Raw genomic sequence first — 26,765 nt, forward strand, 5'->3', positions numbered from 1 at the left:
TTCGTCTGGACGAAGACCGCCGACGAGATCCTCGACAAAGTCGCCGCCTACTGCCGACGAATCTCCGACTCAGGTCATTAGCCTCATGACAGCGGACGGATGGGCGTGGCCGTCTGGTACCGCGAGGACGAAGAACTGACCGAGGACCAGATCGTCTACCAGTACGGCGACTTCGCCCTGCTCCTCGTGGGCGCCGAATGACCTATTCTCGATGACTTTGGACGCCTGCGGGGCACCAGACGGGAACGCGACCGCGTCCGCCGAGCCTTCTATCGCCCCCACTCCGGGATCGCAGCTGATCAGCAGTCCCCTGCGGCCGTGGGGGAGGACCGCAGTGCGTCGAGTGTGCGCCAGGCTCGGGTGGCCAGCTGCAGATTGAAGTAGGTATCCGGATCCGAAAGGTCATGCCCCGAGATCTCACGGATCCGCTGCAGCCGGTACTTGAGCGTGCTGCGATGCACCGACAGGGCCGCCGCCGTGACCTCGTAGCGTCCCCCGCACTCGAGGTACTGGCTCAGCGTGGTGACCAACTCGGACCGCTTGCTGGCGTCGTAGTCCAGGAGGGACCCCAGCCATTGCCGCACGAACCGCTCGACCGCTGCCGGGTCCTCGACCTCGCCAAGGATCCGGTACACGCCCAGATCCTCGTAGCTGACCACGCAGTCGCCGCCGCGTGCGGTGCGTTGCAACTTCAGTGCGAGCAGTGCCTCGCGGTAGGAGCGCGGGAACTCCCCGAGCCGCTCGCACGGGCCGCCGACGCCGATCCGGCACCAGCCGCCGCCCAGCTCGGTCAGGACGACCGTCCGGAACCGATCCCAGGGCACCACGCAGTCGGAGAGCACGACCACAGTGTCACCACGAGTCACCAGCAGCGAGCCGACACCTGTCGAAGAGACCGCGCGGCGCACGCCGTGGAGGAGCGCCTCCGGGCCCTGCGTCTGCCCGCGCCCCTCGACGACGATCACCCGGTGCCTGCGCTCCAGGTCGTAGCCCAGCGCTTGCGCGCGGGCCAAGGCACTCTGTTCATCGGTACCCGACAGCAGCTCCTCGACCAGGTCACGCCGCAGGCGCAGCTCGGTCTCGGCCGAGCTGCGCAGGCGGACGAGTTCCATCGCCAGCACCGTCGCTCCGTGCTCCAACGCGATCAGCTCTTGATCCCGGGCTGCCCCAGCGGGGTCCACCAGCGCCAATACGCCGAGAACATCCGCGCGCGGACTGGAGATTGCCAGCAGCCGCCCGCCCTCGCGGATCGGCCGCCCCTCGCGCATCGCGCGCCGCAGCATCTGCTCGCGGCGCGTCGAGGGATGCTTCGGGTACGGGTCGGGTTTGTTCGGGCCCGCCCACGCCCGCAGGTTGCCGTATCGGTCCTCGATGGCCACGGGGAACCCCGTAAGTTCATGCAGAGCGGTCGCGATGCCCTCCTGCCCTTCGCCGGCGACCGCGACCCTGGTGAACCGGTCGTGGATCTGGATGGTTTGCTCCAGCGTGCCGAGTGTCTCGGCAAGCGCGGCGTTGGCCGTGCGCAGCTCCTCGGCGGTGGCCCGTTCCTTCGCGTGCAGCCGCGCGTTTGCCAGGGCAACACCGGTCTGCTGGGCGAGTGCCTGGAGCAGGAACTGCTCATCCGACGACGGTTCCTCGCCAGCCGACACGATCAGGTGACCGACGCACTCATCGAGGCTACGCACCGGTAGCGCCCATCCCCAGCCCTGGTCGGGGACAGTGATCAGACCGCCGCCGCGGCCGAGAGCGTTGAGCTGGGACTCCATCGCCGCCCGCACCTCCGGACGCGCTGTCGGCGCCACCGCAGCCTGCCACCCACCCTCCAGGAAGTGGACGCCCTCGACGTGGCAGCGCCCGAAGGCCGGCACCGACGTGGTCGCCAGGTGCAGGATCTGGCGTTCGTCGCCGCTCTCGGTCATCACCATGGAGAGCATCAGCAGGCCGCGGAGGTTGGACAGCTGGCCGCGCAGTGCGGTGTCCGGCGTGGTCGAGCGGCCGTCCGGGACCGCGGGCTTACTCATCGCTCTCTCGCTGCCTTGTCGCAAGGAACTCGTCAGGTTCGAGGTAGTAGGGGTTGGCGATCAGCATTCCGCCGATCAGAACCTTCGGGTGCGTCCTCAGGACGTCCATCAGGATCGGGCCGCTGAACTGCTGGAGGTCAGACAGGCACAGGAGCACCTGGGGGTAGCGCGGCGCGAAACGGTTGAGCCGCGACTCGTACCCCACCAGGTCGTCGACCCCTGGCATCTGGTGCAGGGACCAGGTCATCTCCCCCACGGCCCGGGAGAAGCGGAACCCACGGGGAAGAGCTGCGCCAACGGCGTCGTCCCGGAAATCGAGCATGACGTCCGTCGAGAACCTGCCATCACGCAGGTGCATGTCGCTCGATCGCTGGACATCGAGCTGCTGGCTGCTCAGACACGGTCCGAGGTCGAGGTCCGCGGAAAGGGTGGCCAAAACCACCTCGGGACCGGTCGCGTCCGTGACACAGATGCACTTGTCGCCAGCCTGTAGTCCCTCGCGGAGATACGGGATCAGGATCTCGTCGCGCGCCGCCAGGCCACGGTAGAAGGCACACAGATGATGATGATCGCCTGGCATGACCTGGACATCGGGAACGAGTGCAACCGAGGTTGGAATCGAGTTGGGCACCACGGCCCCTCTCCTCTTCATCCCTGCAGTCGACGAGCATGGAACTCGAGCTGCAGATCGTGATCTCTGTGTTCCAGTGGCTACGCAAGCTCCGGTCCGGGACGCGTTGCACTTGGACGGTGCCGGTCCATGGCCCTTCCTTCGCACCGCGAGCATTCTCGCAGTTCACTGCATTCGCATGGCAAGGGTGACGACAGCGCCAACGGCGGCCGCGGAGATGTTGAACCGATCGGCCACCAGCCGGGCAATGTACAGACCGCGCCCACGCGTCGCGCCGTCGAGGCCCGTCAGCGATTCGGGGACGACTGCTTCGGTGAAGCCGGGGCCCGAGTCGGCGATCCGGCACTCCAGCTCGTCACCGACCTTCCACAGCAGCAGACGGCCTCCGCCGCCACCGTGCTCGATGGCGTTGGAGGCGATCTCGTTTACGGCAAGAAGAAAGTCGCTCCTACGTGGTTCGGTGAGCCCGACTCCTGCCCCGCACTCCTCGACAAGCAGGCGCAGCTTCGCCAATTCCGCCAGGCCGAACCTGTAGTCCAGCAGGCACTCTCCGTCCCCGCCGTTGCCGGGGGAAGCGTCGTCGTGGGGACCGGGGGCGTCGGCTAGCACCGGACCCGCACCTCGACCAGCGCCAGCTGCCGGACCGTCCCTGCGCCGAGCCTGCGGAGCGCAGCCGCTTGGGAGGGGTCGCAGTGGACCTCGATCAGCTCATGTCCGGCGGCGTTGCAAGCGAGCAGCAGACCGGTGGCGCAGCCGGTGGAGAGAAAACACAACTGGGTGAGGTCCACGGTCAGGCGGCGGGAGGCGGTTGTCCGCGCCAGCCCGTGGTTCAGCGCCTCGATGAACTGATCGCGGGTGTTGAGGTCGGCCTCGCCGATCAGTCGCACCGAGTCGCCGGCGTGCACGGCACGCAGCTCGCCGAGCCTGGCGAGCAGGTTCCTCGGGTGTGCCCTGCACATGAAATCAAGGGTCCCCTCGGGGAACCAACGGCGGTCGTACGCGCAGAGCTCGCTGTACGGGCGGTCAGTGAAAAGGTGATCCGTATGTGTCTCACGGTGGATCATCGATGCAATGTCAGCAGCACGGGCCTGCACCCAGGCCATGTCCGTGAAGGTGCGCAGGCCGGTGTACCCCTGGCGGATCGCGAGGCCGGTCTCCTCCATCAGCCGCCCCATATGCCGCTCGGGCGTGTAAGGCAAGTCAGGGCCGATGAGCGTACCGACGCTGCTGAGCACCAGCTGGCCGCGATCCCGCGCGTGCACCATGATCCTGGTGTGATCGTCCAGACGGCCGAGGACCTCGTCCTCGGGCCGGCCGTCGGCGACGACCATCACCTTCTCGCCGTGCATCAGACCCACACCGATCACGGCGGCCAGAACCTCCCGCCACGCGTCGTCATCGCCGTAGCTCACGAAGGTGTGGTCACCTGGCCGCATCCGCTGCACGGGGATAAGCCGGGTGTCCGCCTCATCGCAGGCAACCATCCGAATCCGCCTCCCCAATCAATACATTTCCGCATTTCACTATACGTACCTTTTTTGTGCCCGGTCTGGCGCCCGTGCGTTGCGGGAACCGATCGTTGATGCGCGCCTCATTCCGGATTCCGGCCCCCGTAGTGGTTATGGCGGTCGCCTCCGCAAGGCGGTAGAGCCCTGTTGACCCACGTCGCGGCAGCGATGCGCGCGTGTTGGGGCGTCGCCTTTTGCGCCTCCCGGCTCGGCTGGGCTGCCGCAGGAGAGTCCGGCTGAACTGGCGCGTGCCGCCCTGGCAGCCACTCCCCAGGCGGGGATGAAGGCTCGCAGCGATGTTCCAGCCACACCCGAGCCGGTGTATGGCCGGCGAGTACTGGACAGAGCTGGGTGACGTTGGGTCTCGAAGAGAAGCTGCCGAGCGGCTTCCTGCTGAGCACGAGAGGTTGGCTCGACGCGGAGGAGCTCGCTGTGGCCGGCGACCTTCGGCCTGGGCCATGTGGTCGCCCGGCGGTCGGCCTCGCGAGTGCAGAGCAACCTCCACACCTGCTCTCGTGCCGACCTCGAGCCCCAGGCCCGCCCCGGGGTGGTGCGCGAGGAACCCGGTGAGCACGGCAGGTAGGACGTGCTCCCCTCAGTCGTCACCGCGGCGAGCCGCACCCGTCCCCGTTCCGGGACGACGTCACCCCGTGTAGCGGTCAGCGCCTCGTCGTGTAGGCCGAGGACGGTGCGGGCATAGTCGGCGTAGGTCTGTCCTCCCTGGTGAGTGCGGCGACAGCCGCCGACGAGGGTCGCGGCACAGCACCCGATCGCCAAACGAGCGGAGGTCCGTCGCGATGACCTCGACCGCAAATCCGGGGTCCTGGTCATGCAACGGGCTCGTCACCGTGGATTCAACGCCGAGTCCGCAATGGCACCGGTGATGAGCCGAGCGCCGGGCGCAGGGCTCGTCACTGGCCTGGGAGGTACGCGGCTCCCGTCGGCGGCCGCGACGCGGGTGCCGTGCCGCCCGGACTGCCAAGCCGAACCTTCAGGGGACGCGGCGCGGGAGCGGAATTCCCGACGTTCCACCAGCCTGTGGGCCGAGGGACTCCATCCCTGCGGTTCCGGAGGACACTCAGCAACCAGCTGACGCTCAGCGTCTTGAGGAGACGAATTCTCGGCTTCGCTTCGTCCCTCCAGGACATGGAGCCCCAGTCTCCGATTGCCTAACGTGACCGGCATACGGAGCGGTCTGACCGACTTCGTCCGATTGAACAAGATGCTTGACACGGGGCAGGAGGCTTGATGGTGTTCCCCGCTGGTACGACACCTTGGTGCACGGTTTCAGGTGTCGGCCGATGACGCTGAGCCGGCTCAGGATGTTCCTCACTGTGGTCCGTCTGGGCTCGGTGAAGGCCGCCGCTCAGTCTCTCAACGTGACCGAGCCGGCGGTGTCCGGCGCAGTGGCCGCGCTTCGCCGCGAGCTCGGCGACCAGCTGTTCGTGCGGGGCGCCGGCGGCATCACGTTGACCTCCGGCGGCCGACGGTTGGCTGCCAGCGCCGCTGAGATTCTCGGCCTGGCCGAGGAGACCCGCCAGCGGGTGGGGGAGGCCGGAGAGGAGACCCCCTATCTGCGGGTGGCGTCCACCGCGACCGCAGCCGAGCACGTGACCCCGCGGCTGCTCGAGGCCTTCTGTCGCCGCCAGCCCTACGTCGATATCGCCACCATGACCGTGCCCGGCTCGGCCTTCGCCACCCTGCTGCAGGACCGGCGGGCCGATGTGGTGATCGGTCCGGCGCCTGCCCCCCACGCATCGATCGAAACGATTGCGTTCCTGCGGTTCCAGCTCGTCGTCGTCGCCTCATCGCGCCACCCGCTGCGGGGCCACGCGCGTATCCCGTCGGACATGCTGACTCGGGAGTCGTGGTTGGTCGGCCCGTCCGGGCTCGATCCGAGCACACGGGCCGGCGCCTTCCTTACCCACCTCTGCGTGGACGCCGCCCGCGTATCGGTCTTCCCCAGCGGGGCCGATGCCCGCAAGGCCGTCGCCGACGGGGAGGGACTGACCATCGAGTACCTTCACGTCGTACGTGACGAGCTGCGGCGGGGGACGCTGGCCACGCTTGATACCCCGGGGGCGCCTGTCAAGGGGCTGCTGTACGCGAGCGCGCTACGGGGCGCGCACCGCTCAGAGACCGCGGCCGGCCTGTGTCGGTTCGTCACGACGCCGACAGCAACCCAGGCCGTGCGCACCCGGTCGAAGGGGGTGTCCATGAGCAGCTTCAAGCCGGCCGTCCCCATGACGATCTGGAACTGATCCACGAGCCAACAGGCAAGGAGCCTTGCCCGCAACCGAGTTCACCAACTTCCGACTGAGCCTGCCGGTCGAGCAGGCCTGGGCGCTGTTCAGCGACGTCGAGCGGATCGCCCCGTGCATGCCGGGCGCCCAGATCCCAATAACCCGTTCGAGAATGCGCAACGCCGCCGCAACAGTCTTTGCCCGTCAGCCAAACCGCTCCTCCTCAGTGATCTGCATGACGACTGCCTTGGGCTCGGTGAAGAACTCGCGGCTGAAGTTCCCGCCCTCGCGGCCGATACCGGAATCGCCGACGCCGCCGAACGGTGCGCGCAGGTCGCGGACGAAGAAGCAGTTCACCCAAACGGTTCCGGCCTTCAGTGCGGCCGAGACCCGGTGAGCGCGGTGCACGTTCTCGGTGAACAGCATCGCGTTGAGGCCATAGGGGGTGTCGTTGACCAAGTCCACTGCCTCCGCCTCGGTGTCGAACGGCATGACGACAACGACCGGCCCGAAGATCTCCTCACGGCAGTGCCGCGCGTCCGGCGGCATCTCGACGATCACCGTGGGACGGACCACCCAGCCGTTACCGAGCCCACCGGTACGCAGCTTGCCGCCTTCGGACTCGATTGTCTCCACGTAGCCGCGGACCTTGCGGTAGTGCTCTTCCGAGGCGAGTGGCCCGATCTGCGTGCCCGGCTCCCGCGGGTCACCGATCACCATCCTTTCGGCAGCGTCCACGAACCGGGAGAGGAACTCGTCGTAGACGGCGCGTTGCACGTAGATCCGGCTGCCGGCGAGGCACACCTGTCCGGCGTTGGTGAAGATCGCGCGGATGGACCAGTCCACCGCGTTTTCCAGGTCGGCGTCGGCGAACACCACGTTGGCGCCCTTGCCGCCGAGCTCCAGGCTGACCGGGGTCAGGTTCGCTGACGCCGCACGCGCGATGACCCGGCCGGTTCCGGACTCGCCGGTGAATGTGATCCGATCCACCCGCCCGTCCTCCGTGAGCGCCTGGCCGACCGAGTCCGGGCCATAGCCATGCACCACATTAAACACGCCAGGCGGCATGCCGGCCTCGAGCGCCAACCGGGCCAGGATGGTCGCCGAGACGGGGGTGTCCTCCGCCGGCTTGAGCACCACGGTGTTGCCCCAGGCCAGCGCCGGAGCGACCTTCCAGGTCTCGAGCATCAGCGGGAAGTTCCACGGCGCGATCGCCGCCACCACCCCGGCTGCCTCGAACCGTGTGTAGGCGTGGTGACCGGTGTCCATCGGCAGCACCTCGCCGGTGGACAGCCGCGCGTGGTCGGCGAAGAACCGGAAGTTGTGTGCTGCGCGGGGGACGTCGTTGCCTCTGGATTGGGTGATCGGCTTGCCCATGTCCCGGGTGTCGGCGAGAGCCAGCTCGTCGGCGTGCTGCTCGATCAGGTCGGCCAGCTTGTGCAGGATCCGCCCCCGTTCGGCGAATCCCATTCGCGGCCACGGTCCCTCATCGAACGCCTTGCGGGCAGCGGCGACCGCCCGGTCGGCGTCGGCCTTCCCCCCGAGCGCGATCTGTGCCCACGGGGCGCGGGTGAACGGATCGACGGTGTCGAACCGCGCACCGTCGAGCGACTCGACCTCTTCCCCGTCGATCACGTGCCCGTAGAAATCCATCGTTCACCCTCGTCTTTCGGTTCTATCGGGCACGCTCACCCGCGTCGGGGTCTCCACATCGGCCAGTCGCTCCGAAATGGTCACGTCGCCCGCTGCCCAATGCGTCGGCGGCACCTCGCGGACGACGACGCGTACGTTCTCCGGTGGCGCCGCGACAGCGTGCACAACCGCCTCGTGTAGTGCGTGGATCAGCGACCGCAGCTGCTCCGGCGTACGGCCCTCCACCATCGTCACCTCGACCAGTGGCACGTCAGCCTCCGGAGAGGAAGACGGAACCGAGATTAGTGAAGTGCGCAGCCACCTTGGCGCCCGGCGGCACGAAGACGGCGTCTGTCATCCCACCGGTGAGTACGACCCATCCGGGTTCGATCGCGAGCCCTCGCCGGCCCAGATCGTTGGCCGCGAGCGCGAGCGCCTCAGCGGGGTGGCCCTGCACCGCGGCACCGGTCGCCGAGTCGACGACCTGGCCGTCGACCTCGACCAGGCACGCCTCAAGCGCAAGATCGAGCTCTGACGGCGGCCGGCCGACCGGGCCGGTCACGAAGAATCCGGACGAGGCGTTGTCGGCGACCACGTCAGGCAAGGTGAACTTGAAATCCCGGTAGCGGCTGTCGATCACCTCGATGCCTGCGTGCACGGAACCGACCGCCGCGAGGGCGGTGGCCGCAGTGACGCCAGGCCCGGCCAGCCGGTCGCGCATCACGAACACGATCTCCGGCTCTGCGCGCGGATGAATGAGTTTTTCCTGCGGAACCGGGTCACCGACAGGCAGCACCATTGCGTCGGTGAGCCATGCGGTGAGCGGTGAGGTGACGTTCATCCGCTGCTGCTTGGCACGTGACGTGAGGCCCAGCTTGATGCCGGTCAGCTTCTCCCCACGGTCGAGCCGACGACGCAGCGTCTCGTCCTGAACGGCATAGGCGGTCGCAAGGTCGAGGTCCGGCCACTCGTCGGTGATCGGAACACGGTCGGTGCGCGAATCCTCTGCTTCGAGCAGCGCGGTGGCCGCCCGGTCGATGTCCCACGTGCTCATGAGCGTGCTCCCTCGGCGGCGAGTTCGCGTTCCTCTGACAGCTGCAGCGCGATGTCGATGATCATGTCTTCCTGCCCACCCACGTAGCCGGCCTCGCCGACCCGCTCCAGGATCTCGTGCGCCGGTACGCCGTACCTCTCCGACGCCCGCTCGGCGTGCAACAGGAACGAGGAATAGACGCCCGCGTAGCCCTGCACGATCGAGGAGCGGTCCATCCACGGCAGCCGCGGAATGAATGGCTTCACCACGTCCTCGGCAGCGGCCATCGCGCCCTGCACGTCCACACCGGTGGAGATGCCGAGCCGCTCGAACGTGGCGGCGAGGACCTCGGTCGGCGAGTTCCCCGCGCCCGCGCCGAGCGCGCACAGCGCGCCGTCGATCTGCCGCGCCCCTCCCTGGTAGGCCAGCACCGAGTTGGCGATGCCGAGGGAGAGGTTCTGGTGGCCGTGGAAGCCGACCTGCGCCTGCCCCCCGATCTCGTTCACCAGCGCCTCTACGCGGGCCTGGGCATCGGAGAGCACGAGCGCCCCGGCGGAGTCCACCACGTAAACGCATTGCGCACCGGCATCGACCATGATCCGCGCCTGCTTCGCCAGCTCGGCCGGACCGATGCGATGCGAGAGCATCAGGAACCCGACGGTCTCCATGCCCAGATCGCGCGCGGCGCCGAAGTGCTGGACCGACACGTCCGCCTCGGTGCAATGGGTCGCGATCCGCGCGACCGACGCACCGGCTTCGTGCGCCGCCTTGAGGTTCTCGACCGTGCCGACACCGGGCAGCAGCAGCACCGCGATCTTCGCCGCCGTCGCCTCGTCGACAGCGGCCCGGATCAGCTGGATCTCGTCGACCTTGGAGAAGCCGTAGTTGAACGACGAGCCGCCCAGCCCGTCCCCGTGGGCGACCTCGATAACCTCGACACCAGCGGCGTCGAGGGCGTGCACGACGCCGCGCACCTGCTCCTCGGTGAACTGGTGCCGCATCGCGTGCGAGCCATCCCGCAGCGTCGAGTCAGTAATGCGCAGATCGCGAGTCATTCCGTCACCGCCGTATTCTTCGCAACCGCGAGCAGCTCACCGACGCGAGCCGCAGCAGCGGTCATGATGTCCAAGTTGCCGGCCCACGGGGGCAAGTAGTCGCCGTTGCCCCGCACCTCGAGGAAGACGGCGACCCGGGCCTGCCCGGCCCAGATGTCGCGCGGATCGTCGTACTGCGGCTCCGCGCGCAGCGTGTAGCCCGGTACGTACTGCTTTACGTCGGCAACCATCTTCACGATCGACTCGGTGATGGCCGTGCGGTCGGCATCCGCCGGGATCGCGCAGAACACCGTGTCCCGCATGATCATCGGCGGGTCAACCGGGTTCAGGATGATGATGGCTTTGCCGCGCTGCGCGCCACCGACCTGCTCGATCGCCCGCGCCGTGGTGTCGGTGAACTCGTCGATGTTGGCCCGCGTGCCGGGACCGGCCGACCGGGACGCGATCGACGCCACGATCTCAGCGTACGGAACCGGCACCACCCGCGAGACCGCGTTCACGATCGGGATGGTGGCCTGCCCGCCGCAGGTGATCATGTTGAGGTTCGGCGCCGCCAGGTGCTCCTCGAGGTTGACCGGCGGGCAGACCAGCGGGCCAGTCGCGGCCGGTGTCAGGTCCACCGCCTGAATGCCTGCCTCCGCGTACCGCGGGGCATTCGCAAGATGCGCCTTCGCCGAGGTCGCCTCAAATACGATATCCGGCAACTCGTCCTGGGCGAGCAGCCAGTCGACGCCCTCTGCCGACGCTTCGACGCCGCGCTTGCGCGCACGCTCAAGGCCATCCGACGCCGGGTCGACACCGACCATGTAGCGCACCTCGATCTGCTCGCTGCGCTGCAGCTTTGCCAGCAGGTCGGTGCCGATATTGCCCGGGCCGACGATCGCGGCCGTCGCCTTCGTCATCCTCGCTCCTCCGTAAAACGCGCGGTCACGCTGCCGAGCCCGGCGAAACTGGCGGTCACGTTGTCGCCCCCGGCCACCGGGATCGACGCGGTGACGGAACCGGGAAGGACAACGTGTCCCGCCTCGAGTACGACGCCATGCGCGCCGACCGTGTTGGCCAGCCACACCAGCGACGTCAGCGGCGAACCCAGGACCGCGCCGCCGGCACCTGTCGCCACGAGCTCGCCGTTCTTGTGCAGGTTGCAGCCGCCGAGACGCAGGTCCACTGCAGACAGCGCCGTCGGTGTGCTGCCGAGCACCACTCCGGCCGATGACGCGTTGTCCGAGATGGTGTCGAGGATGCCGATCTTCCAGTCCCGGATCCGGCTGTCGATCAACTCGAGTGCCGGCAGGACGAAGTCGACTGCCGCCGCCGCCTCGGCAACCGTCACACCGGGTCCCTTCAACGGCCGCTTGAGTACGAACGCGACCTCCGGCTCAACCCGTGGCTGAAGAAACCGGTCCGCGGGGATCGGCAGGTGCTCGAGCCAGAACATGTCGTCGAGCAGGTGGCCGTAGTCCGGCTGGTCGACGCCCATCTGCCGCTGCATGGCGGGTGAGGACAGGCCCACCTTGTGCCCCTTGACCGTGGCGCCGGCCGCGAGCCGGCGGCGGATCTGGAGCAGCTGGATCTCGTACGCATCCTCCAGCGTGAGCCCGTCGTACTTCTCGACCAGCGGATCCATCGGAACCCGCGTCTCGTAGGCAGACAACAGCAGATCGGCCGCCTCTGCCTGAGCGACAGCGTCCATGTGTCACATCACCTCGCCTCACACCGGATGGACTGCTTGTCGCAGACGCTAGGAGGGGGAAGACCCGTCCGGCCGCACACGTTCCTGAGCGCGGAACAGGCCGCGGGCAGGCGCGCCGTCAGCGAGCCGCGGCAGGCAGCAGCGCAGAGATCGCCGCGGCCGCCGCCACCAGCACCTCCGGTGTGGTGCAGTCCTCGTCCGGCTCGCCGATCGACACGACGCCGACGCTGGCTTCGGCGGGAAGCCTTCCCACGTGACGGGTGCGGCCAGTCCTCATGCCCCCGGCTCCAGCTCACCCCTCGTCATCGCATATCCGCGGTCGCGGGCCGCGGTGACCTCCGGGCGCTCCGCCGCACCGGCGGGCGCCCCGCCAGGACCGCGATCCCCGACGCGCCCCGGTCAACGGGATGGCGCAGGCCCGGGCGGTAGGCCACGTGCGCGAACAAGTGCGTCGGCTCAACGACGGAGACGGCTACGGCATCGTCGCTCTCGAGGGCGGTGACGAACGCCGTCGCCCCTGCGGCGTCAGCGAGTCGCCGCAGCTCGGCTGCGGCCGCCTCCCGCAACCGCGGTTGCACCGCCAGCGCGAGCTCGATCAGCCCGAGCCCGAGCTGATACGCGCGGACTCGATCCGCGTGACGAGCTGGTGCCTGGTCAGCATGCCTACCACCTCGGCGGATGGGTTCGCGGCAACGATCAGGCGACTCGCCGTGGCGGATCGGCCGACCTTCGCTCAAGCCGCGGCACACTATTTCGTGCCGAGCGGGAGTGATAGACACCGCGCAGAACGGACGTCACGGCTCCGTCAATCGCCCCGGAGACCAGCGCCCGCAGTGCACGTTGAGATTCGATCTCGGCGGAGGCCAGGCAGTCAGAGGCACAGGCCGCGGGACAGCTTGCGCGCCGCCTCGCTGATCAGTCGCGCAGAGCGTTCGATGCCGTCTCCGACACTCCGAGTCGGCGCGACGATGGAGATCGCCGCCCGCGCCCGCCCCGCGTGGTCACGGACCGGTGCAGCTATGGACGTCAGTCCGACCGTCATCTCGTCCCGGCTGACTGCGACGCCGCGCAGACGTGTCTCGTCGAGTACGTGATCCCAGACCTCCTGGGTGCGGATCGTGGACGAGGTGATGACAGGGAATCCGAGCGCACGTCTGCGCTGGGCAAAGCTGGCGTCGAACGCGGCCATCACCTTGCCTGAGCTGGTGCAGTGTGCCGGCAGCCGGCGCCCGACGTCGGCCAGCAGATGCATGCCGTTCAGCGACTGCAGGCGCTCCACGAACAGGACGTCCGCCCCCTCCGGCACCGCCAGGTGAATCGTGCAGCCGGTACGTTGCCGCAGCTCTTCGAGCAGCGGCAACGCGGCCTGTCGGACCCGGAAGCGGCTTGCCACCTGCAGACCCAGCTCCAACAGGTGGAGCCCCAACCGGTACTGACCACTCTGGGGGTTCTTCTCGACCAGCCCGTGGGTGCACAACGTAGTGAGCAGCCGGTGAGCAGTGCTCTTCGCGACACCCAACCGCCGAGCGATGTCCGACACTCCGAGCTCATGGTCGGTCCCGAAACAGTCCAGCAGTTCCAACGCGGTCGATACCGACCTCAGCCCGCCGTCGGCGGCGGAGCGGACCACAGGCACATCGGTCACCTCGGGCACCTCCACTCGCCCGCCCCCTGCGTCACCACGGCAGCAGCCGGCCAGACAAGGTGCCCAGGTCGAGGGCGGTCGGAGGGCGGGGCTTGTCGGGCTTGCGCATCTGGACCTGACGCATTCCGGGTGGCTCGCGCCGCCTTACGACCGGCAGCTTCGGCCGAGGGGCAGTGCGGCGGGTGGGCGCACATGCAGCACCTCCGAGAACTGGTGTGACTTGCCGTGGCTTCAGGGGATCCGGGTCTTCGCGGGCACCCGCCCCGGCCATCGGCTGAGCTTGGAAGGTACACCTCTGTATGCACGGCGGGAACAGGCGCGAGAACATCTATGTCTCACGAGGAGAAGAATCCCGCAGAATTTTGTCCTGGCAAGAGGTTGCGCGGAATGTGCAGAGACGAGCTGCCCTGTTCGCCCTCGCATGGAGGGTGCCCAGCAATCAGCCGTTCCGCAAGGAGGAACGTCTCCCCCAGGCAGGTCGGCGGCCCATCCATGCTGAGTCCTGCCACGAAGAGCACAGGCCGTGGCGGGCGCGGTCTCCGCCGGGGGTGAAAGCACCGGCGGACGAAGGACCGATGCCATTGGTGACCAGAAGGGAGAAGCCATGCCGGGCCTTGCCCGTTCCGAGTGGTACGACCTCACCCGGGACATGAACTGGAAGCTCTCCTACGTCGAAGAGGATCAGGCGTGGCCTGAGGAACTCTCGAACAGCTTCGGCGTTCCGGCCGACAGCTGGTGGACGTGGGACGAGCCCTACAAGATCACTTACTCCGAGTATGTCCATAACCAGGTCGGGAAGGACGCCGGAGTCTTCTCAGTCAACAACGTCGTCGGCCGATCCCGCCTGTTCGACGAACTTGACCCGGGCTGGAAGGCGGCGATCACCGCCCACTACGGAGCCATCCCGATCGGCGAGTACCTGGCCGGTATCGGAGAAGCGCGGATGGGCCGCTTCGGCCGAGCCGCGGCCTGGCGCAACATGGCCACCTTCGGCTGCCTCGACGAGACCCGTCACGGCCAGCTTCAGACGTACTTCCCGCATCAGCTGCTTGCCAAGGAGCCGCGGCTGGACTGGGCCCACAAGACGTTCCACACGAACGAGTGGGGTGCCATCGCGGCGCGGAGCCTGTTCGATGACATGTTCACCGCCAACGACGCGGTGTCGACTGCCATCCAGCTCACCTTCACGTTCGAGACCGGCTTCACGAACCTCCAGTTCCTCGGCATGGCCGCTGACGCGATGAAGGTCGGCGACATCGACTTCGGCGCCCTGATCTCGTCCATCCAGACCGATGAGGCCCGGCACGCCCAGCAGGGTGAGCCCACCATCAAGATGCTGGTCGAGAACGGCAAGAAGGATGTCGCCCAGAAGCTCGTCGACCACATGTTCTGGCGGACCTGGAAGGTCTTCTCGCTCCTGACCGGCCTGTCGATGGACTACTACACCCCGCTCGAACACCGGTCGCACTCGTTCAAAGAGTTCATGGACGAGTTCATCATCAAGCAGTTCCTGGACCAGTTCCGCGACTTCGGTCTCGAGAAGCCGTGGTACTGGGACGAGCACTTCACCACCGAGCTGAACTGGCTGCACCACGCCTACCACCTCGGCGTGTACTTCTGGCGCCCGACCGTGTGGTGGAACCCGGACGCCGGCGTGTCCCCGGAGGAGCGGGACTGGCTGGAGGAGAAGTATCCCGGCTGGAACGACACGTTCGGAAAGTACTGGGACGTCCTGGGCAGCAACGTCCGCAAGGGCAAGCCTGAGCTGACCCTGCCCGAGACCTTCCCGATGGTCTGCAACATGTGTCACATCCCCGTGTGCACCCCCGCCGGCTACGTGACCGGCCACCTGAAGAGCCCGGCCCCGCTGGTGCACGACCTGGACGGTCGTCGCTACACGTTCTGCTCCGAGCCCTGCAAGTGGGTCTTCGAGCAGAGCTCGGATCGCTTCAAGGGTCACCTGGGCATCGTGGACCGCTTCCTGGGCGGCCTGATCCAGCCGCCGACGATGGAGGGAGCCCTCGCCTACATGGGCCTCTCTCCCGAGGAGATGGGGCAGGACGCGACCAACTTCGATTGGGCGTTCGCAGGTTCGCCGTCCAAGCTCGCTGCCTGAGACCCACCAAAGGCGAATCCGCCTTCGAGAACGAGTTTCCGCTCCCGAGTTCCGCATCGCCGGAACTCGGGAGCGGAAAGAGAGAAAGGCTGATCATGGCTCTGTTTCCTGTGCAGGGCATCTTCGAAAACGACTTCGTCGTCCTCCTCGTGCCCATTGACGACACTGACCCGATGACGGTTGTCGCTGAGAAGATCGCCCACCACGCCGTGGACCGGCGGGTGTCACCGCAGGAGCGCACCATGCGGGTGCGCCACCAGGGACAGTTCCTTCCTCCGGATGCGACGGTCGTGGACGCGGGCGTGGCTCCGTTGGACGTACTGGAAGTCGTCTACTCATGACAAGTCAGATCCGGTGGGTGAACGCCGTCGATCGGGATGAGCTCTGGGAGGGCGACATCCTTGACGTCGAGGTCGAGGGCGAGCAGGTTCTGCTCGTGCACCTGTCCGGCGGCGATGTCAAGGCCTATCAGGGCATGTGTCCGCACCAGGAAGTCTTGTTGGCGGACGGCGAGTGGGACGAGGACTCGGCTGTCCTCCTGTGTGGTGGCCACAAGTGGGAGTTCGACATGAAGACCGGCGCCGGGCTCAACCCGACCGGCTGCCAACTGTACGAGTATCCCATCCGGGTTACCGAAAACCAGGTCGAGGTCGGTATCCCCCAGGACGGCCAGCGCCACCACAACCGGTTCCAGCCCTAGTAAGGAAGAGCATCCATGGAACAGACACACGTGAAGATGGTGGGGCCGGTGATCCGCGGGCTTGATGCCAATCTGGCGGACGCGGTGATCACGGCCATCGAGACGGACAATCCCGATGCCGACGTCATGGTGGACGACCAGGGTGGATACATCCGCATCGGCGTCCCGCAGCGGTGCCGCATCACTCAAGCAAGCCTCGAAGAGGCCTTGGGCCGCAAATTCAACCTTCCTGAACTGGAACCCCAGCTTTCGGGCTTCGCCGGCCGGATGAAGCTTACAGACGACGAGGTCGTCTGGTACCTCGAAAGGCAGGACTGACCATGGCAACGCGAGAGCGCCGACCGGCGAAGACCTGGAGTCTGATCGGCGACGTCAAGCGCAAACCGAGCAACTACGAGGTGACCGCGGCGAAGTTCCACTACCACTTCCGCCGCGACCCGGCCCCGTTCGAACTCGACCCGCAGACGCCGATCAACCAGTGGTACGTGAAGTACCGCGAGGGCTCGCCGTTCAACGTCGACGACTGGGAGCAGTTCCGTGACCCGCACAAGCTCACCTACACGGACTATGTAGCGCTGCAGCACGGCCGGGAGACCTACCTCGACTTGCTGATCGACCAGCACGAGGCCACCAACGCGGTTGCCGACCTGGACCCCGCGTGGGTGGACACTCTCCGGCGGCTGTACGTGCCGGCCCGCTTCCCGCTGCACGTCCTGCAGATCACCGGTCTGTACGTCGGGCAGATGGCACCGTCCTCCTTCATCACCAACTGCTCCAACTTCCAGGCAGCAGACGAGATGCGCCGCGTGCAGCGCATCGCCTACTGGACGAAGGTGCTGTCCAACGCGCACGGCGAGGACCTCGCGGCGACGTCCACCGCGCGCACACAGTGGGAGGACGACGAGGCCTGGCAGCCGCTGCGCGAGGCTGCGGAGCAACTGCTTACCGCACACGACTGGGGTGAGGCCTTCACCGCCCTCAACCTGGCGCTGAAGCCGGCCGTGGATACGCTGCTGAACTGGCAATTCGCGGAACTCGCCCGTGCTAACGAGGACGACTTCCTCACTCTGCTGTTCTCCGACTTCCAGCTGGACAGCAAGCGCAGCCAGGACTGGACGGCCGCCCTCGTTCGTTACGCACTGGAGCGTCGACCCGAGCTTCGGGACGTACTGACCGGATGGCTCGAGACATGGCAGCCGCGAGCGACCAAGGCTGTCGAGTCTCTGGCCCCGATCTTCAATACCGCGCCTCGGCCAACACCTGCTGACCAGGTCGTGGACGCAATGGGAGAGCAGTGCCGTGCCTTCCTCGACTCCTGCGGCCTCTGAACCCACGGCCGTACGGACCCACCGGGTCACCCTGGAGAACACAGGTGACACGTTCGAGGTCTGCGAAGGTGACCGGATCCTCGCCGCCGCACGGCGTGCGGGGATCTGGCTCCCCTTCGAGTGCGGCTGGGGCAGTTGCGGAACCTGCAAAGTGACCGTCGTCGACGGCGAAGTCGACCTGCTGTTCGCAGAAGCTCCCGCGGTGAATGCTCGGGACGTGAGGCGGCGTCGCATCGTTACCTGCCAGACCACACCGACTTCGGATCTGGTCATCAAGCCCTCGTGGGCGAGCGACCAGCCCCGTGATGAGCTGCCGACCGCGGACCATCGCGCGCAGCTCGTGGATGTCAAGGAGCTGGGGCCGGAGATTCGCAGGTTCCGCTTCCAGCTCGAGCGTGAGGCGGTGTACCAGGCGGGGCAATATGCCGTCCTCGACGTCGCGCCCGGGCTGCGACGTTGCTATTCGATGTCGAATCTCTCCGGTTCCTCGGTGGTCGAGTTCATCGCGAAGCGCTACGAAGGAGGACCGGGCAGCGAGCAACTGTTCAAGCTCCCTGTCGGATCCCACATCCAGATGGAGCTGCCGTACGGCGGCATGTGGCTCAGAGACGGCGACCGCCCTCTTGTCCTCCTCGCTGGCGGAACCGGCATCTCCCCGATCCTCGCGCTCGTCCGGAAGCTGTCGGAGATCGGCGACCCGCGGCCGGTCCGCGTGTTCTACGGTGCCACCACTCGGGCGGAGCTGGTCTGTTGGGACGAGCTCCAATCACTGGTCGCAGGCATGTTCGACGGCCAGCTGCACGGGGCGTTGCTGAAGCCTGACAACTCCTGGACCGGCACCACGGGGTTCGTGACCGATGCCCTGACGCCCTACCTGGGAGATCTGGCCCACAGCGACATCTATCTGGCCGGCCCCCCGCCCATGGTCAATGCCGTTCGCGCGCTTCTGCGTGAGCAGAGGGTCCAGGTCGATCGGGTCCACTACGACAGTTTCGGATGATTTCACCTGCTTCTGACACGGAGAACATGCGATGTCTACTACGTACACCGTCACCGTCGAGCCGCTCGGTAAGGAAGTCTCCTGCCGGGAGGATCAGACGATTCTCGATGCCTGCCTGCGCGCCGGTGTGTGGCTGCCGCACGCCTGCACCCATGGCACATGCGGCACCTGCAAGGCGGAGGTGCTGGACGGCGACGTCGACCACGGGGAGGCATCGGCCTTCGCGCTCATGGAGTTCGAGCGGAGTGAGGGCAAGGCCCTGCTGTGCTGCGCTCGTCCGCGGTCTGACGTCATCGTCGAGGGTGACGTGGACGTAGAGGAGGGCATTACCACCCATCCGGTCCGCGACTTCGTAGGCACAGTCACCGGCATCGAGGACTGTGCACGCGACACACGGCGGCTGACGGTGGACCTCGATGACGACATCGCGTTCCACCCGGGGCAGTACCTGCAGGTGTTCGTCCCAGGCAAGGGGGTGACCCGAACCTACTCGATGGCCAACCCGCCTGCCGAGCCGCGTCGTATCGAGTTGCACGTCCGACGCGTGCCGGGCGGCCTCGCCACCGACGGCTGGGTCTTCAAGGACCTCGCCGTCGGTGACGAGCTCCGGGTGTCGGGGCCCTACGGCCGCTTCTTCTTCCGCCAGATGCGGGAAGAGCCGGCGATCCTCATCGCCGGCGGCACCGGGCTGGCGCCGATCAAGTCGATGATCCAGCACATCCTGGCCAGCGAAGACGAGCAACAGCTGACGCTTTATCAGGGTGCGCGCTGCTTGGACATGCTCTACGACGTCGACTTCTTCCGCGGACTTGAACAGGAGTACCCGGACCGGTTCCGCTACCGGCCGTGCCTGTCGGAGGAGCAGGTGTCCGGTTTCGAAGCGGGGCTGGTCACCGAGGTACTCGACCGGGACATGGCCAGCTGCAGGGGCCATGTCGCCTACGTCTGCGGGCCGCCGCCGATGGTCGATGCGGCGATCAAGACGTTGATGCGCAAGCGGTTGTTTCCCCGCGACATCTACCGCGAGGACTTCTTCGACGAGTCCGACAAGGCGAACGGCGGTCTCAACAGCCCGCTGCTCAAGAGGTGACGCAGATGACGACGGTGGAGAAGCAGCGGCCCGAGATCGGCTCATCGGTCGTCGCAAACGGCATCCGGACCAACTACCTCGAGGCCGGTTCGGGCGAGCCCGTGGTGCTCGTCCACGGATCGGGGCCGGGTGTCACGGCATATGCCAACTGGCGGCTGACGATGCCAGCACTGGCCGCGCGGTTTCGCGTGCTCGCCCCCGACATGGTCGGCTTCGGCTACACCGAGCGCCCGGCCGACGTCACGTACGACATGTCGACATGGGTCGACCAGCTCGTCGGGTTCCTCGACGCGATGGAACTGCCCCGCGTCTCGCTGGTCGGGAACAGTTTCGGCGGTGCGGTCGCCCTACGGACGGCGGCCAGTCACCCCGATCGGGTGAACCGCCTGGTACTTATGGGCAGCGTGGGCGTGCCGTTCCCGATCACACCGGGACTCGATGCGGTCTGGGGTTACCAACCGTCGGTCGACAACATGCGGCGCATCCTCGACGTGTTCGTCCACTCGCGTGAGCTTCTGACCGACGAACTCGCCGAGGTGCGTTACCGGGCAAGCATCCAGCCGGGGTTCCAGGAGGCGTTCGCATCGATGTTTCCGGCGCCGCGGCAGCGCTGGGTGGAAGCGCTCGCGACACCGGACGACGAGATCGCGCGGCTGCCACACGAAACGCTCGTGGTGCACGGGCGCGACGACAAGGTGATCCCGCTGGAGACCTCGCTGCGGCTGCACCAGCTCATCGAACGGTCACGGCTGCACGTCTTCGGCCGGTGCGGCCACTGGACGCAGCTCGAGTGGAACACGGAGTTCAACCAGCTTGTGTCCGACTTCCTGGCAGCCTGAGCACACGGAGGAGAGCAGCATGACGGCGCTGATCAACGCCCGCACCATCGGTCTGAACGCGGCCCGGAGTGCAGTCGACACCGCAGTGGCCGTGGCCACGTCACTCGGTGTCCCTGTGTGCGTTGCAGTGGTCGACCGGGCGGGTCATCTCCTGGCCTATGGGCGGATGGACAGTGCCCCACTGCTGTCGGCGCAGATCGCGCTGGACAAGGCGTACACGGTCGCGGCATTCGGCCTACCGACGCACGAGTGGTTCGACCTCATCAAGGACGAACCGGCCCTGCTGCACGGCATCGTGAAGACCGATCGCCTCGTTGTCTTCGGCGGCGGCGTGCCCGTCACCGTGGACGGCGAGCTGGTCGGGGCGGTCGGTGTCTCCGGTGGGAGCACCAAACAAGACCGACTGATCGCCGAAAGTGGTGCGGCGGCTGCGGTACCACAGTCTGTTTCGACGTCGGGTGGCGTGACATGACGACCGGTGCGGAGCCGGTGCGGATCGAGGACAGTGCCAAGCGGGTCCGGACCTATCTCGGCGGTGAGCTGATAGCCGACACGGTGTGCCCGAAGCTGGTGTGGGAGACGCCCCACCACCCGGTCTATTACTTCCCCAAGAGCGACGTCCGCATGGGACTGCTGACTCCTTCGCAGCACGAGTCTTCGCGCTCAGAGGCCAGCTTCTTCACCGTCAAGGGCGGCTCCGTGATGGCCCGGGACGCCGCGTGGTACTACCCTGACCCGAAGCTGGACGAGCTGCGAGAAATGATCCGGTTCGACTGGGACGCAATGGACGCATGGTTCGAGGAGGACGAGCAGATCTACGTCCACGGTCGTGACCCTCATCATCGCATCGACATCTTGAACAGCTCCCGTCACGTTCAGGTCGTCATCAATGGCACCCTGGTGGCCAATTCGCACCATCCGCGCCTGCTGTTCGAAACCGGACTGCCCACCCGGTTCTATCTGCCGCTGGTGGATGTACGCATGGACCTCCTGCGGCCGTCCGACACAGCGACCCGGTGCCCCTACAAGGGAACTGCGCACTACTGGTCCATGGCAGTCGACGGCCAGCTGTTCGAGGACGTCGTGTGGACTTACACGACGCCGCTGCCCGAGAGTGTGAAGATCGCGGGACTGGTCAGCTTCTATGACGAGCGCGTCGAGCTGTACGTGGACGGTGTCCTTCAGGACCGGCCTGGAACGGTGGCAGGCCGGCCGATCCTCGGTGGCGTCCTCGGAAGTGCTGACCGGATGCTGGGCAAAATCATCGCGTCAGCTAGAGCAACCAGCGCGGCGAACGAAGCTGTAGTGCCCGCCAGGGAGACCGTCGGCACGCTGGAGCACTCGAACCAGCAGATTCGTGCCTTGAAGCCGCTGCTGGACGAAACCCTGGTGAAGTCTCGGCGCTTCGGAGCAAAATTGCGGTGGCTGCCCCTCATACCTTGGTCCAAGGAGCGAGCTGATGCTTGAGACCAACGTGCGACACTGGGCCGATACGATCGTCACGGCGCGGCGCAACGGCTGGCTACTGGACCCGATCTCCGACGTGGTGTCGCTGACTCTCGATGAGGCGTACGCGATCCAAGCGAGCGTTCTGTCCTCTCGGGTCGAGCATGGGGAGCAACGGATCGGCTGGAAGCTTGGTTACACATCGCTCGCGATGTGCGAACAGATGGGCGTTGACCGGCCGAACTTCGCACCCCTCACAGACCGAATGCTGCTGCGCGACGGGGCCATCATCGGTGACCGAGTCGTGCAGCCTCGGGTCGAACCGGAGATCGCCGTCATCCTGAGGGAACCGGTTTCTGCGGGGGCGACGCGAGAGCAGGTGTTGGCAGCCTGTGCGCAGACCCGGGCCGTGCTCGAGGTCGTTGATCCGGTGTGGCGCGACTACAGGTTTCGGATCGAGGACAACACAGCTGATGGCTCGTCGGCGGCGTATGTCGTGGTCGGGCCGGTGCTGAAGGGATGTGATGACCTCGCGGATGTGCGTGTCGTGTTGGCCTGCGATGGCCGGCCGGTCGCCGAATCTACGGGCGCGGCTGCGATGGGCCATCCCGCGGACGCAGTGGCCTGGCTCGCGACCGAACTTGCTGCCCACGGTGGTCGACTCGAGCCGGGCGACCTCATCATCACCGGCGGGCTGACCGCCGCTGTACAGCTGTCCACCGGAACCACGGTGTCCGCGACCTTCGGCGGGCAGTTCAGCGTACGTGTGAGCCGGAGCGACTCAGCGGCGCAAGCGCTTGGTGGATGGTGTGGGTCTGCCCCCGATTCACGGGCGGGCGCGTGAGTTGAGCTGGTTGGTGGCGACGTTGGTGGCGTGGGTTATGTGGCCTGGGTCGCCGAAGGAGCGTCCGGCCAGGGCGGTCTTGCGGAAGATGCGCCACCAGCCTTCTTGAAGGTTGAGCGGCGCCGACCGGGATAAAGACGTGCTTGATGCGTGGGTGGTCTTGGAGCCAGGTGCGGGTGAACATGCTGTTGTGCGAGGACAGATTGTCCGCGATCACGTAGATGTCCCCGGCAGGGTTGGCTTCCTCGATCAGCTGGAGAAACCGCTAGTAAAAGGCGCTGTTGCGGGAAGTGGCGGTCATCGTGATCGCTTGACCGTCGCGGACGCGTAAGGCGCCGTAGACCAGGTTTTCTCCGGCCTGCGGGAGTAGTCAATCTCGTTCTTGACGCGGTGCCCGTCCGGCGACCAGTCCGGTGCCGGTGGGAAAGCGCGGGGGATCACCGGGCCGAGCTCGTCGGCGCAGACCACCGTCGCGCCGGCGGGCGGGCTGGTGTAGAGCTCGACGATCCGCGTCCTTTTCCCTCGAAGGCCGGATCCTTCGAGCGTGTCCAGGATCGCGTGCGCCGCCAGCGGACACCCCCTCCGCGAGCAGAATCCGGCGCACCTGGGAGAGGCTGACCTCGATGCCCAGGCCCCGGGCCGCGGCGACCAGCGTGTCCAGGGTCCACTCCACGGGCCCCGACTTGTCCGCGGCTCACATCTCGTTTGACGGCTGTACCTCAAGTCGGCCGGGCGGGGTCTGCTTGACCAGGCCGACGATCTGCGAGCGTTCGGCTTCGGTGATGCTTCGCCTGCGACCCTGCCCGCCCAGATCCTCCAGGCCCTCCAGCCCCGAGCGGCTGAAGCGGTGCAGCCAGCGGCGCACCGTCTTCTGACCACACCTCAGCTCTTCGGCGATCTGCGGGACAAGCCACCCGTCCCAGCTCAGCTCCACCGTCCGGCACCGCTCCACCACATCCCTCGGCGCCTTTCTGGCCGACGCTAGTGCCGCATCAGGCAACGTTCGCCCTGTTCACGACCTCGCGGAGGCGCGTGTCGGCGGCGTGCTTGTTCCGCCAGATGATGTAGCGACGGATCATGCTGCCCTGTTCCTTGTGGCCAGCATGGTCGGTGCCGTCGAGAGCGAAGTAGGCGCAGGGCTGTGAACTGGGCCTCGATGCGGTTGAGCCAGGAGCTGTTGGTCGGCGTGTAGGCGAACTCGACGTTGTTGGCCACGGCCCAGTCGCCGACCGGGGTGTGCTTCTTCGTGGTCAGGTGCGGGGAGAAGTTGTCGAGCACGATCGCCATGCGGATCTCGGGTGGGTGGAGGCTGCGCAGGTAGCGGCAGAACTCGAGGAACCTCGTGCGGTTCTTCTTCGGCTTGATGTGGCCGTAGAGCTGGTCCTTGTCCAGGTCGTAGGCGGCGAAGAGGTGGCGGACTCCGTGCGGGCGGGTGTAGGTCGCTCGGCGTCGGGGCCGGGGCTTGCGGTCGGGATCCTTGTGCCGGCCGCCGCGTTCGGCCCATCACCGGCCGGGGCGGGGCTGGAGGTTGAGCGGCCCGAACTCGATCAGGCAGAAGATGACTTCTGGCTCGCCCTCCTCGGGTACGACCTCGCCGTCGGCGATCGCGTAGAGGTGCTCGACACGGGCCTTCTTGGTCGCATAGTCGAGGTCGCGGGAGGTCTTCCAAATCTTCATGCGTTGAAACGAGACGCCTTCCTCGCGGAGCAGGGCCCGCAGGCCCTCGTGGCTGATGTCGTCGACCACCCCCGCGGCGACCAGGAAGTCGGCCAGCTTGGCCAGACTCCAGGTCGAGAACGGCAGACCGTGCTCGGCCGGCCTGGACTTGGCGATCTTCTTGATCTCCCGGCGTTCAGGGAGGGTGAAGGTCTTCGGTCGGCCGCCGACTTGGACACCCCGAACAGCGGGGCCAATTGGCGCAGGGTGAGGTGCGTGCGCCCGTACGCGGCGACCAGGAGCACGCGGTCCTCCAGTGGCAGGCTCCAGGGCCGGCCCTTGCGCACAGGATCCGCACCCTCACGCCGCAAAACGGTGATCAGCTTGCCGAACTGGCGCGGGCTCAGCCCGGTGAACGGGGCTGTCCAGGAGGGCTCCAACACCGTGACCACACCAGACACAGCAAGATCATCTCACCCGTGGCCAGCAGTTACGGGACAGCCCTTAGGGCCTGCCGATCATCAAGGTGTTGCTTTCAGGGGTGGGACCTCGTTGATGTCGTATGCGCATCCCGGACGAGACTCGTGACCAACTTGCTGTGAAGTTTGCGGTGTTGTTTCCACATCTGGACGAGCGGCAGCGGCGGTTGCTGGCGGCCGCGGAGGCCCGGAGCCTGGGGCATGGCGGCATCCGGGCCGTGGCCCGGGCGGCCAGGGTGAGCGAGACAACGATCCGCAGGGGTATGTCCGACCTGGAGGCGGGCGAGCCCCTGGTGGAGCGGGTGCGGCGGCCGGGCGGTGGGCGCAAACGCGTCGCGGATCTCGATCCCGGACTGCGGTCTGCGCTGTTGGGTCTGGTCGAGCCAGACGAGCGTGGGGATCCGATGTCGCCGTTGCGGTGGACGACCAAGTCGACCCGCACGCTGGCAGCCGAACTGACCCGCCAGGGACACCGGGTTGGTGCCGACACCGTCGCCGGCCTGCTGCGTCAGGAGGGCTTCCGGTTGCAGGCCAACGCCAAGACGCTTGAGGGCAGTCAGCATGCCGACCGGGATGCCCAGTTCCGGTATCTCAACGAGCAGGCACGCGCTCATCGGGATGCCGGCCAGCCGGTGATCAGCGTGGACACGAAGAAGAAGGAGCTGGTCGGCGACTTCCATAATCCGGGCCGTTCATGGCGGCCGACGGGCGACCCGGTGCCGGTACGCGTGCATGACTTCGCCGACCCGCAGCTGGGCAAGGCCATCCCTTACGGCATCTACGACCTGGCGGCCGACACCGGCTGGATCAACGTCGGCACCGACCACGACACCGCCGCGTTCGCGGTGGAGTCGATCCGCCGCTGGTGGCACGACCAGGGCTGGGCCGCCTATCCGCGGGCTTCCCGGCTGCTGATCACCGCCGATGCGGGCGGCTCCAACGGCTACCGCACCCGGGCCTGGAAGCTCCACCTCGCCCGTCTGGCCGCCGAGACCGGCCTGACCATCACGGTCTGCCACCTGCCTCCGGGCACCTCGAAATGGAACAAGATTGAGCACCGGCTCTTCTCCCACATCACCATGAACTGGCGCGGCCGCCCGCTGACCAGCCACGAAGTCATCCTCGAATCGATCACCGCGACCACCACCCGCACCGGACTGCGCGTGAAGGCACGGCTGGACACCAACACCTATCCCACCGGCATGGGCGTCGGCGACGCGGAGATGGCGGCTCTGCCACTGACCCGGCACACCTTCCACGGCGAGTGGAACTATGCCCTGCACCCCCAGCCGACCCCAGCCATCCCGGCAGCCCGAAGCAGCCGGCCATCGGCGCCGCAGTGGGACCCGGCCATGCTGTCCGATCCCGTACTGACCGGCCTGACCCCGCACCAGCTGCGGCACCTCATCGAAACCCTGGCCGCAAAAGGGGACACCCGCCGCGGCCGCCCGCCCCGCCTCACCTTCGCTGACCAGGTCCTAGCAACCGTGCTCCACCTGCGCGTCAACCTGGCCGCGGAACCCCTCGCCGTGCTCTTCAACAGCAGCCGCACCGCCATGCACCGCACGCTGCTGAAGATCAGACGCCTGCTCGAAGCCCAGGGCATCACCATCGCGTCGGCCACCACCCCACCAGCCGCCCTGGCAGCCCTCCAAGCCCAAGTCGCCACCCGAAGCAACAACCCCAACAGCAAGATCAAGACGACAGGTTAATGATCGGCAGGCCCTAATACTCCAGTCTGACTTCGCGATCTTGTCGCGGGACCCGGCTGGGAACGGGTACGGCCACCGCGTGATCATCGGTTGG

Annotated in this window: 26 protein-coding genes and 2 pseudogenes; 13 read left to right on the forward strand and 15 right to left on the reverse strand. The window is 67.0% G+C overall.

All coding sequences use genetic code 11. The annotated features are described in order from the left end of the window. Nucleotides 1-299: 299 nt before the first annotated feature. From ABD198_RS27055 to ABD198_RS27070, 4 genes are all read right to left on the reverse strand, one after another. Entirely contained in the window at nucleotides 300-2,021 is a 1,722-nt protein-coding gene (locus ABD198_RS27055; protein ID WP_344006699.1) for a helix-turn-helix domain-containing protein, read from the reverse strand. Continuing rightward, nucleotides 2,014-2,655, reverse strand: a complete 642-nt coding sequence (locus tag ABD198_RS27060; protein ID WP_344006702.1) for an MEDS domain-containing protein — start codon at nucleotides 2,653-2,655, stop codon at nucleotides 2,014-2,016. Before ABD198_RS27060 ends, ABD198_RS27055 begins: the two co-directional genes overlap by 8 nt. Nucleotides 2,656-2,817: 162 nt before the next feature. After that, nucleotides 2,818-3,261 carry an ATP-binding protein gene (locus ABD198_RS27065; RefSeq protein WP_344006704.1) on the reverse strand — a complete coding sequence of 148 codons (444 nt, stop codon included), beginning with the start codon at nucleotides 3,259-3,261 and terminating at the stop codon, nucleotides 2,818-2,820. Next, the gene (locus ABD198_RS27070; protein ID WP_344006706.1) at nucleotides 3,255-4,064 is read right to left on the reverse strand and encodes an MEDS domain-containing protein; all 810 of its coding nucleotides are present in this window, start codon (nucleotides 4,062-4,064) and stop codon (nucleotides 3,255-3,257) included. Before ABD198_RS27070 ends, ABD198_RS27065 begins: the two co-directional genes overlap by 7 nt. 1,397 nt (nucleotides 4,065-5,461) lie before the next feature. Between ABD198_RS27070 and ABD198_RS27075 the strand changes: the two genes are divergently transcribed. Beyond that, nucleotides 5,462-6,421 carry a LysR family transcriptional regulator gene (locus tag ABD198_RS27075; protein ID WP_344006708.1) on the forward strand — a complete coding sequence of 320 codons (960 nt, stop codon included), beginning with the start codon at nucleotides 5,462-5,464 and terminating at the stop codon, nucleotides 6,419-6,421. Between the two features lie 186 nt (nucleotides 6,422-6,607). On the opposite strand, the gene ABD198_RS27080 is transcribed toward ABD198_RS27075, so the two are convergent. From ABD198_RS27080 to ABD198_RS27115, 8 genes are all read right to left on the reverse strand, one after another. After that, nucleotides 6,608-8,056 (reverse strand): aldehyde dehydrogenase, encoded by a 1,449-nt coding sequence (locus ABD198_RS27080; RefSeq protein ID WP_344006710.1) that lies wholly within the window; start codon nucleotides 8,054-8,056, stop codon nucleotides 6,608-6,610. A 3-nt stretch (nucleotides 8,057-8,059) separates the two neighbouring features. Next, nucleotides 8,060-8,305: a 2-hydroxymuconate tautomerase gene (locus ABD198_RS27085; protein ID WP_344006712.1), complete on the reverse strand. Its 246-nt coding sequence runs from the start codon at nucleotides 8,303-8,305 to the stop codon at nucleotides 8,060-8,062. A gap of 1 nt (nucleotide 8,306) precedes the next feature. Next, a complete protein-coding gene (locus ABD198_RS27090; RefSeq protein ID WP_344006714.1) occupies nucleotides 8,307-9,089 on the reverse strand; it encodes a 2-keto-4-pentenoate hydratase in 783 nt (260 codons plus the stop codon). Next, nucleotides 9,086-10,123 (reverse strand): 4-hydroxy-2-oxovalerate aldolase, encoded by a 1,038-nt coding sequence (dmpG, locus tag ABD198_RS27095; protein WP_344006716.1) that lies wholly within the window; start codon nucleotides 10,121-10,123, stop codon nucleotides 9,086-9,088. Before dmpG ends, ABD198_RS27090 begins: the two co-directional genes overlap by 4 nt. After that, nucleotides 10,120-11,025: an acetaldehyde dehydrogenase (acetylating) gene (locus tag ABD198_RS27100; RefSeq protein WP_344006718.1), complete on the reverse strand. Its 906-nt coding sequence runs from the start codon at nucleotides 11,023-11,025 to the stop codon at nucleotides 10,120-10,122. Before ABD198_RS27100 ends, dmpG begins: the two co-directional genes overlap by 4 nt. After that, the gene (locus ABD198_RS27105) at nucleotides 11,022-11,816 is read right to left on the reverse strand and encodes a 2-keto-4-pentenoate hydratase (protein WP_344006720.1); all 795 of its coding nucleotides are present in this window, start codon (nucleotides 11,814-11,816) and stop codon (nucleotides 11,022-11,024) included. The genes ABD198_RS27100 and ABD198_RS27105 overlap by 4 nt, the downstream gene beginning before the upstream one ends. A gap of 118 nt (nucleotides 11,817-11,934) precedes the next feature. Next, nucleotides 11,935-12,093 (reverse strand): hypothetical protein, encoded by a 159-nt coding sequence (locus ABD198_RS27110; RefSeq protein ID WP_344006722.1) that lies wholly within the window; start codon nucleotides 12,091-12,093, stop codon nucleotides 11,935-11,937. 594 nt (nucleotides 12,094-12,687) lie between these two features. Beyond that, nucleotides 12,688-13,461: an IclR family transcriptional regulator gene (locus ABD198_RS27115; protein WP_344006725.1), complete on the reverse strand. Its 774-nt coding sequence runs from the start codon at nucleotides 13,459-13,461 to the stop codon at nucleotides 12,688-12,690. A 604-nt stretch (nucleotides 13,462-14,065) separates the two neighbouring features. On the opposite strand from ABD198_RS27115, the gene ABD198_RS27120 reads away from it, so the two are divergent. The 11 genes from ABD198_RS27120 to ABD198_RS27170 all read left to right on the forward strand — a co-directional run bounded on the left by ABD198_RS27120 (nucleotide 14,066) and on the right by ABD198_RS27170 (nucleotide 22,824). After that, complete coding sequence (locus ABD198_RS27120) at nucleotides 14,066-15,577, forward strand: aromatic/alkene/methane monooxygenase hydroxylase/oxygenase subunit alpha (protein WP_344006727.1); 1,512 nt, start codon at nucleotides 14,066-14,068, stop codon at nucleotides 15,575-15,577. A 95-nt stretch (nucleotides 15,578-15,672) separates the two neighbouring features. Next, nucleotides 15,673-15,918 carry a toluene-4-monooxygenase system B family protein gene (locus ABD198_RS27125; RefSeq protein ID WP_344006729.1) on the forward strand — a complete coding sequence of 82 codons (246 nt, stop codon included), beginning with the start codon at nucleotides 15,673-15,675 and terminating at the stop codon, nucleotides 15,916-15,918. A 17-nt stretch (nucleotides 15,919-15,935) separates the two neighbouring features. Beyond that, nucleotides 15,936-16,277: a Rieske 2Fe-2S domain-containing protein gene (locus tag ABD198_RS27130; RefSeq protein WP_344006731.1), complete on the forward strand. Its 342-nt coding sequence runs from the start codon at nucleotides 15,936-15,938 to the stop codon at nucleotides 16,275-16,277. Nucleotides 16,278-16,292: 15 nt separating this feature from the next. Further along, nucleotides 16,293-16,595 carry an MmoB/DmpM family protein gene (locus ABD198_RS27135; protein ID WP_344006733.1) on the forward strand — a complete coding sequence of 101 codons (303 nt, stop codon included), beginning with the start codon at nucleotides 16,293-16,295 and terminating at the stop codon, nucleotides 16,593-16,595. Nucleotides 16,596-16,597: 2 nt separating this feature from the next. Then, a complete protein-coding gene (locus ABD198_RS27140) occupies nucleotides 16,598-17,605 on the forward strand; it encodes a ferritin family protein (protein ID WP_344006735.1) in 1,008 nt (335 codons plus the stop codon). Then, nucleotides 17,577-18,605, forward strand: a complete 1,029-nt coding sequence (locus ABD198_RS27145; protein ID WP_344006737.1) for a 2Fe-2S iron-sulfur cluster-binding protein — start codon at nucleotides 17,577-17,579, stop codon at nucleotides 18,603-18,605. The genes ABD198_RS27140 and ABD198_RS27145 overlap by 29 nt, the downstream gene beginning before the upstream one ends. 31 nt (nucleotides 18,606-18,636) lie before the next feature. Further along, nucleotides 18,637-19,695, forward strand: a complete 1,059-nt coding sequence (locus ABD198_RS27150) for an NADH:ubiquinone reductase (Na(+)-transporting) subunit F (RefSeq protein WP_344006739.1) — start codon at nucleotides 18,637-18,639, stop codon at nucleotides 19,693-19,695. A 5-nt stretch (nucleotides 19,696-19,700) separates the two neighbouring features. Beyond that, nucleotides 19,701-20,534, forward strand: coding sequence for an alpha/beta fold hydrolase (locus ABD198_RS27155; RefSeq protein ID WP_344006741.1), 834 nt, complete (start codon nucleotides 19,701-19,703; stop codon nucleotides 20,532-20,534). Between the two features lie 19 nt (nucleotides 20,535-20,553). Beyond that, nucleotides 20,554-21,006 carry a GlcG/HbpS family heme-binding protein gene (locus ABD198_RS27160; protein ID WP_344006743.1) on the forward strand — a complete coding sequence of 151 codons (453 nt, stop codon included), beginning with the start codon at nucleotides 20,554-20,556 and terminating at the stop codon, nucleotides 21,004-21,006. Further along, nucleotides 21,003-22,001 (forward strand): DUF427 domain-containing protein, encoded by a 999-nt coding sequence (locus ABD198_RS27165; RefSeq protein WP_344006745.1) that lies wholly within the window; start codon nucleotides 21,003-21,005, stop codon nucleotides 21,999-22,001. The genes ABD198_RS27160 and ABD198_RS27165 overlap by 4 nt, the downstream gene beginning before the upstream one ends. Further along, complete coding sequence (locus ABD198_RS27170) at nucleotides 21,994-22,824, forward strand: 2-keto-4-pentenoate hydratase (protein WP_344006747.1); 831 nt, start codon at nucleotides 21,994-21,996, stop codon at nucleotides 22,822-22,824. Before ABD198_RS27165 ends, ABD198_RS27170 begins: the two co-directional genes overlap by 8 nt. A 694-nt stretch (nucleotides 22,825-23,518) precedes the next feature. Here ABD198_RS27170 and ABD198_RS27175 read toward each other — a convergent pair. The 3 genes and pseudogenes from ABD198_RS27175 to ABD198_RS27185 form a co-directional block, all read right to left on the reverse strand. After that, nucleotides 23,519-23,758, reverse strand: coding sequence for a helix-turn-helix domain-containing protein (locus ABD198_RS27175; RefSeq protein WP_344006749.1), 240 nt, complete (start codon nucleotides 23,756-23,758; stop codon nucleotides 23,519-23,521). Nucleotides 23,759-23,816: 58 nt separating this feature from the next. Next, nucleotides 23,817-24,708, reverse strand: a pseudogene (locus ABD198_RS27180) (transposase); the annotation flags it as partial. Then, nucleotides 24,696-24,941: pseudogene (locus ABD198_RS27185) on the reverse strand (transposase family protein); the annotation flags it as partial. The pseudogenes ABD198_RS27180 and ABD198_RS27185, both read right to left, overlap by 13 nt. A 101-nt stretch (nucleotides 24,942-25,042) precedes the next feature. Between ABD198_RS27185 and ABD198_RS27190 the strand changes: the two are divergent. Continuing rightward, on the forward strand, nucleotides 25,043-26,671 hold the full coding sequence (locus tag ABD198_RS27190; RefSeq protein WP_344006751.1) for an ISAzo13 family transposase: 1,629 nt from the start codon (nucleotides 25,043-25,045) through the stop codon (nucleotides 26,669-26,671). Nucleotides 26,672-26,765: the final 94 nt, after the last annotated feature.

The sequence above is a fragment of the Streptomyces thermocarboxydovorans genome (assembly GCF_039524635.1).
Taxonomy (GTDB): Bacteria; Actinomycetota; Actinomycetes; order Streptomycetales; family Streptomycetaceae; genus Streptomyces; species Streptomyces thermocarboxydovorans.

What these genes read in the sequence shown, in the direction of transcription:
- ABD198_RS27055 (WP_344006699.1), bottom strand. Translation starts at nt 2,021, where the DNA reads ATGAGTAAGCCCGCGGTCCCGGACGGCCGCTCGACCACGCCGGACACC.
- ABD198_RS27075 (WP_344006708.1), top strand. Translation starts at nt 5,462, where the DNA reads ATGACGCTGAGCCGGCTCAGGATGTTCCTCACTGTGGTCCGTCTGGGC.
- ABD198_RS27080 (WP_344006710.1), bottom strand. Translation starts at nt 8,056, where the DNA reads ATGGATTTCTACGGGCACGTGATCGACGGGGAAGAGGTCGAGTCGCTC.
- ABD198_RS27090 (WP_344006714.1), bottom strand. Translation starts at nt 9,089, where the DNA reads ATGAGCACGTGGGACATCGACCGGGCGGCCACCGCGCTGCTCGAAGCA.
- dmpG (WP_344006716.1), bottom strand. Translation starts at nt 10,123, where the DNA reads ATGACTCGCGATCTGCGCATTACTGACTCGACGCTGCGGGATGGCTCG.
- ABD198_RS27100 (WP_344006718.1), bottom strand. Translation starts at nt 11,025, where the DNA reads ATGACGAAGGCGACGGCCGCGATCGTCGGCCCGGGCAATATCGGCACC.
- ABD198_RS27105 (WP_344006720.1), bottom strand. Translation starts at nt 11,816, where the DNA reads ATGGACGCTGTCGCTCAGGCAGAGGCGGCCGATCTGCTGTTGTCTGCC.
- ABD198_RS27110 (WP_344006722.1), bottom strand. Translation starts at nt 12,093, where the DNA reads ATGAGGACTGGCCGCACCCGTCACGTGGGAAGGCTTCCCGCCGAAGCC.
- ABD198_RS27120 (WP_344006727.1), top strand. Translation starts at nt 14,066, where the DNA reads ATGCCGGGCCTTGCCCGTTCCGAGTGGTACGACCTCACCCGGGACATG.
- ABD198_RS27125 (WP_344006729.1), top strand. Translation starts at nt 15,673, where the DNA reads ATGGCTCTGTTTCCTGTGCAGGGCATCTTCGAAAACGACTTCGTCGTC.
- ABD198_RS27135 (WP_344006733.1), top strand. Translation starts at nt 16,293, where the DNA reads ATGGAACAGACACACGTGAAGATGGTGGGGCCGGTGATCCGCGGGCTT.
- ABD198_RS27140 (WP_344006735.1), top strand. Translation starts at nt 16,598, where the DNA reads ATGGCAACGCGAGAGCGCCGACCGGCGAAGACCTGGAGTCTGATCGGC.
- ABD198_RS27150 (WP_344006739.1), top strand. Translation starts at nt 18,637, where the DNA reads ATGTCTACTACGTACACCGTCACCGTCGAGCCGCTCGGTAAGGAAGTC.
- ABD198_RS27155 (WP_344006741.1), top strand. Translation starts at nt 19,701, where the DNA reads ATGACGACGGTGGAGAAGCAGCGGCCCGAGATCGGCTCATCGGTCGTC.
- ABD198_RS27160 (WP_344006743.1), top strand. Translation starts at nt 20,554, where the DNA reads ATGACGGCGCTGATCAACGCCCGCACCATCGGTCTGAACGCGGCCCGG.
- ABD198_RS27165 (WP_344006745.1), top strand. Translation starts at nt 21,003, where the DNA reads ATGACGACCGGTGCGGAGCCGGTGCGGATCGAGGACAGTGCCAAGCGG.
- ABD198_RS27170 (WP_344006747.1), top strand. Translation starts at nt 21,994, where the DNA reads ATGCTTGAGACCAACGTGCGACACTGGGCCGATACGATCGTCACGGCG.
- ABD198_RS27190 (WP_344006751.1), top strand. Translation starts at nt 25,043, where the DNA reads ATGCGCATCCCGGACGAGACTCGTGACCAACTTGCTGTGAAGTTTGCG.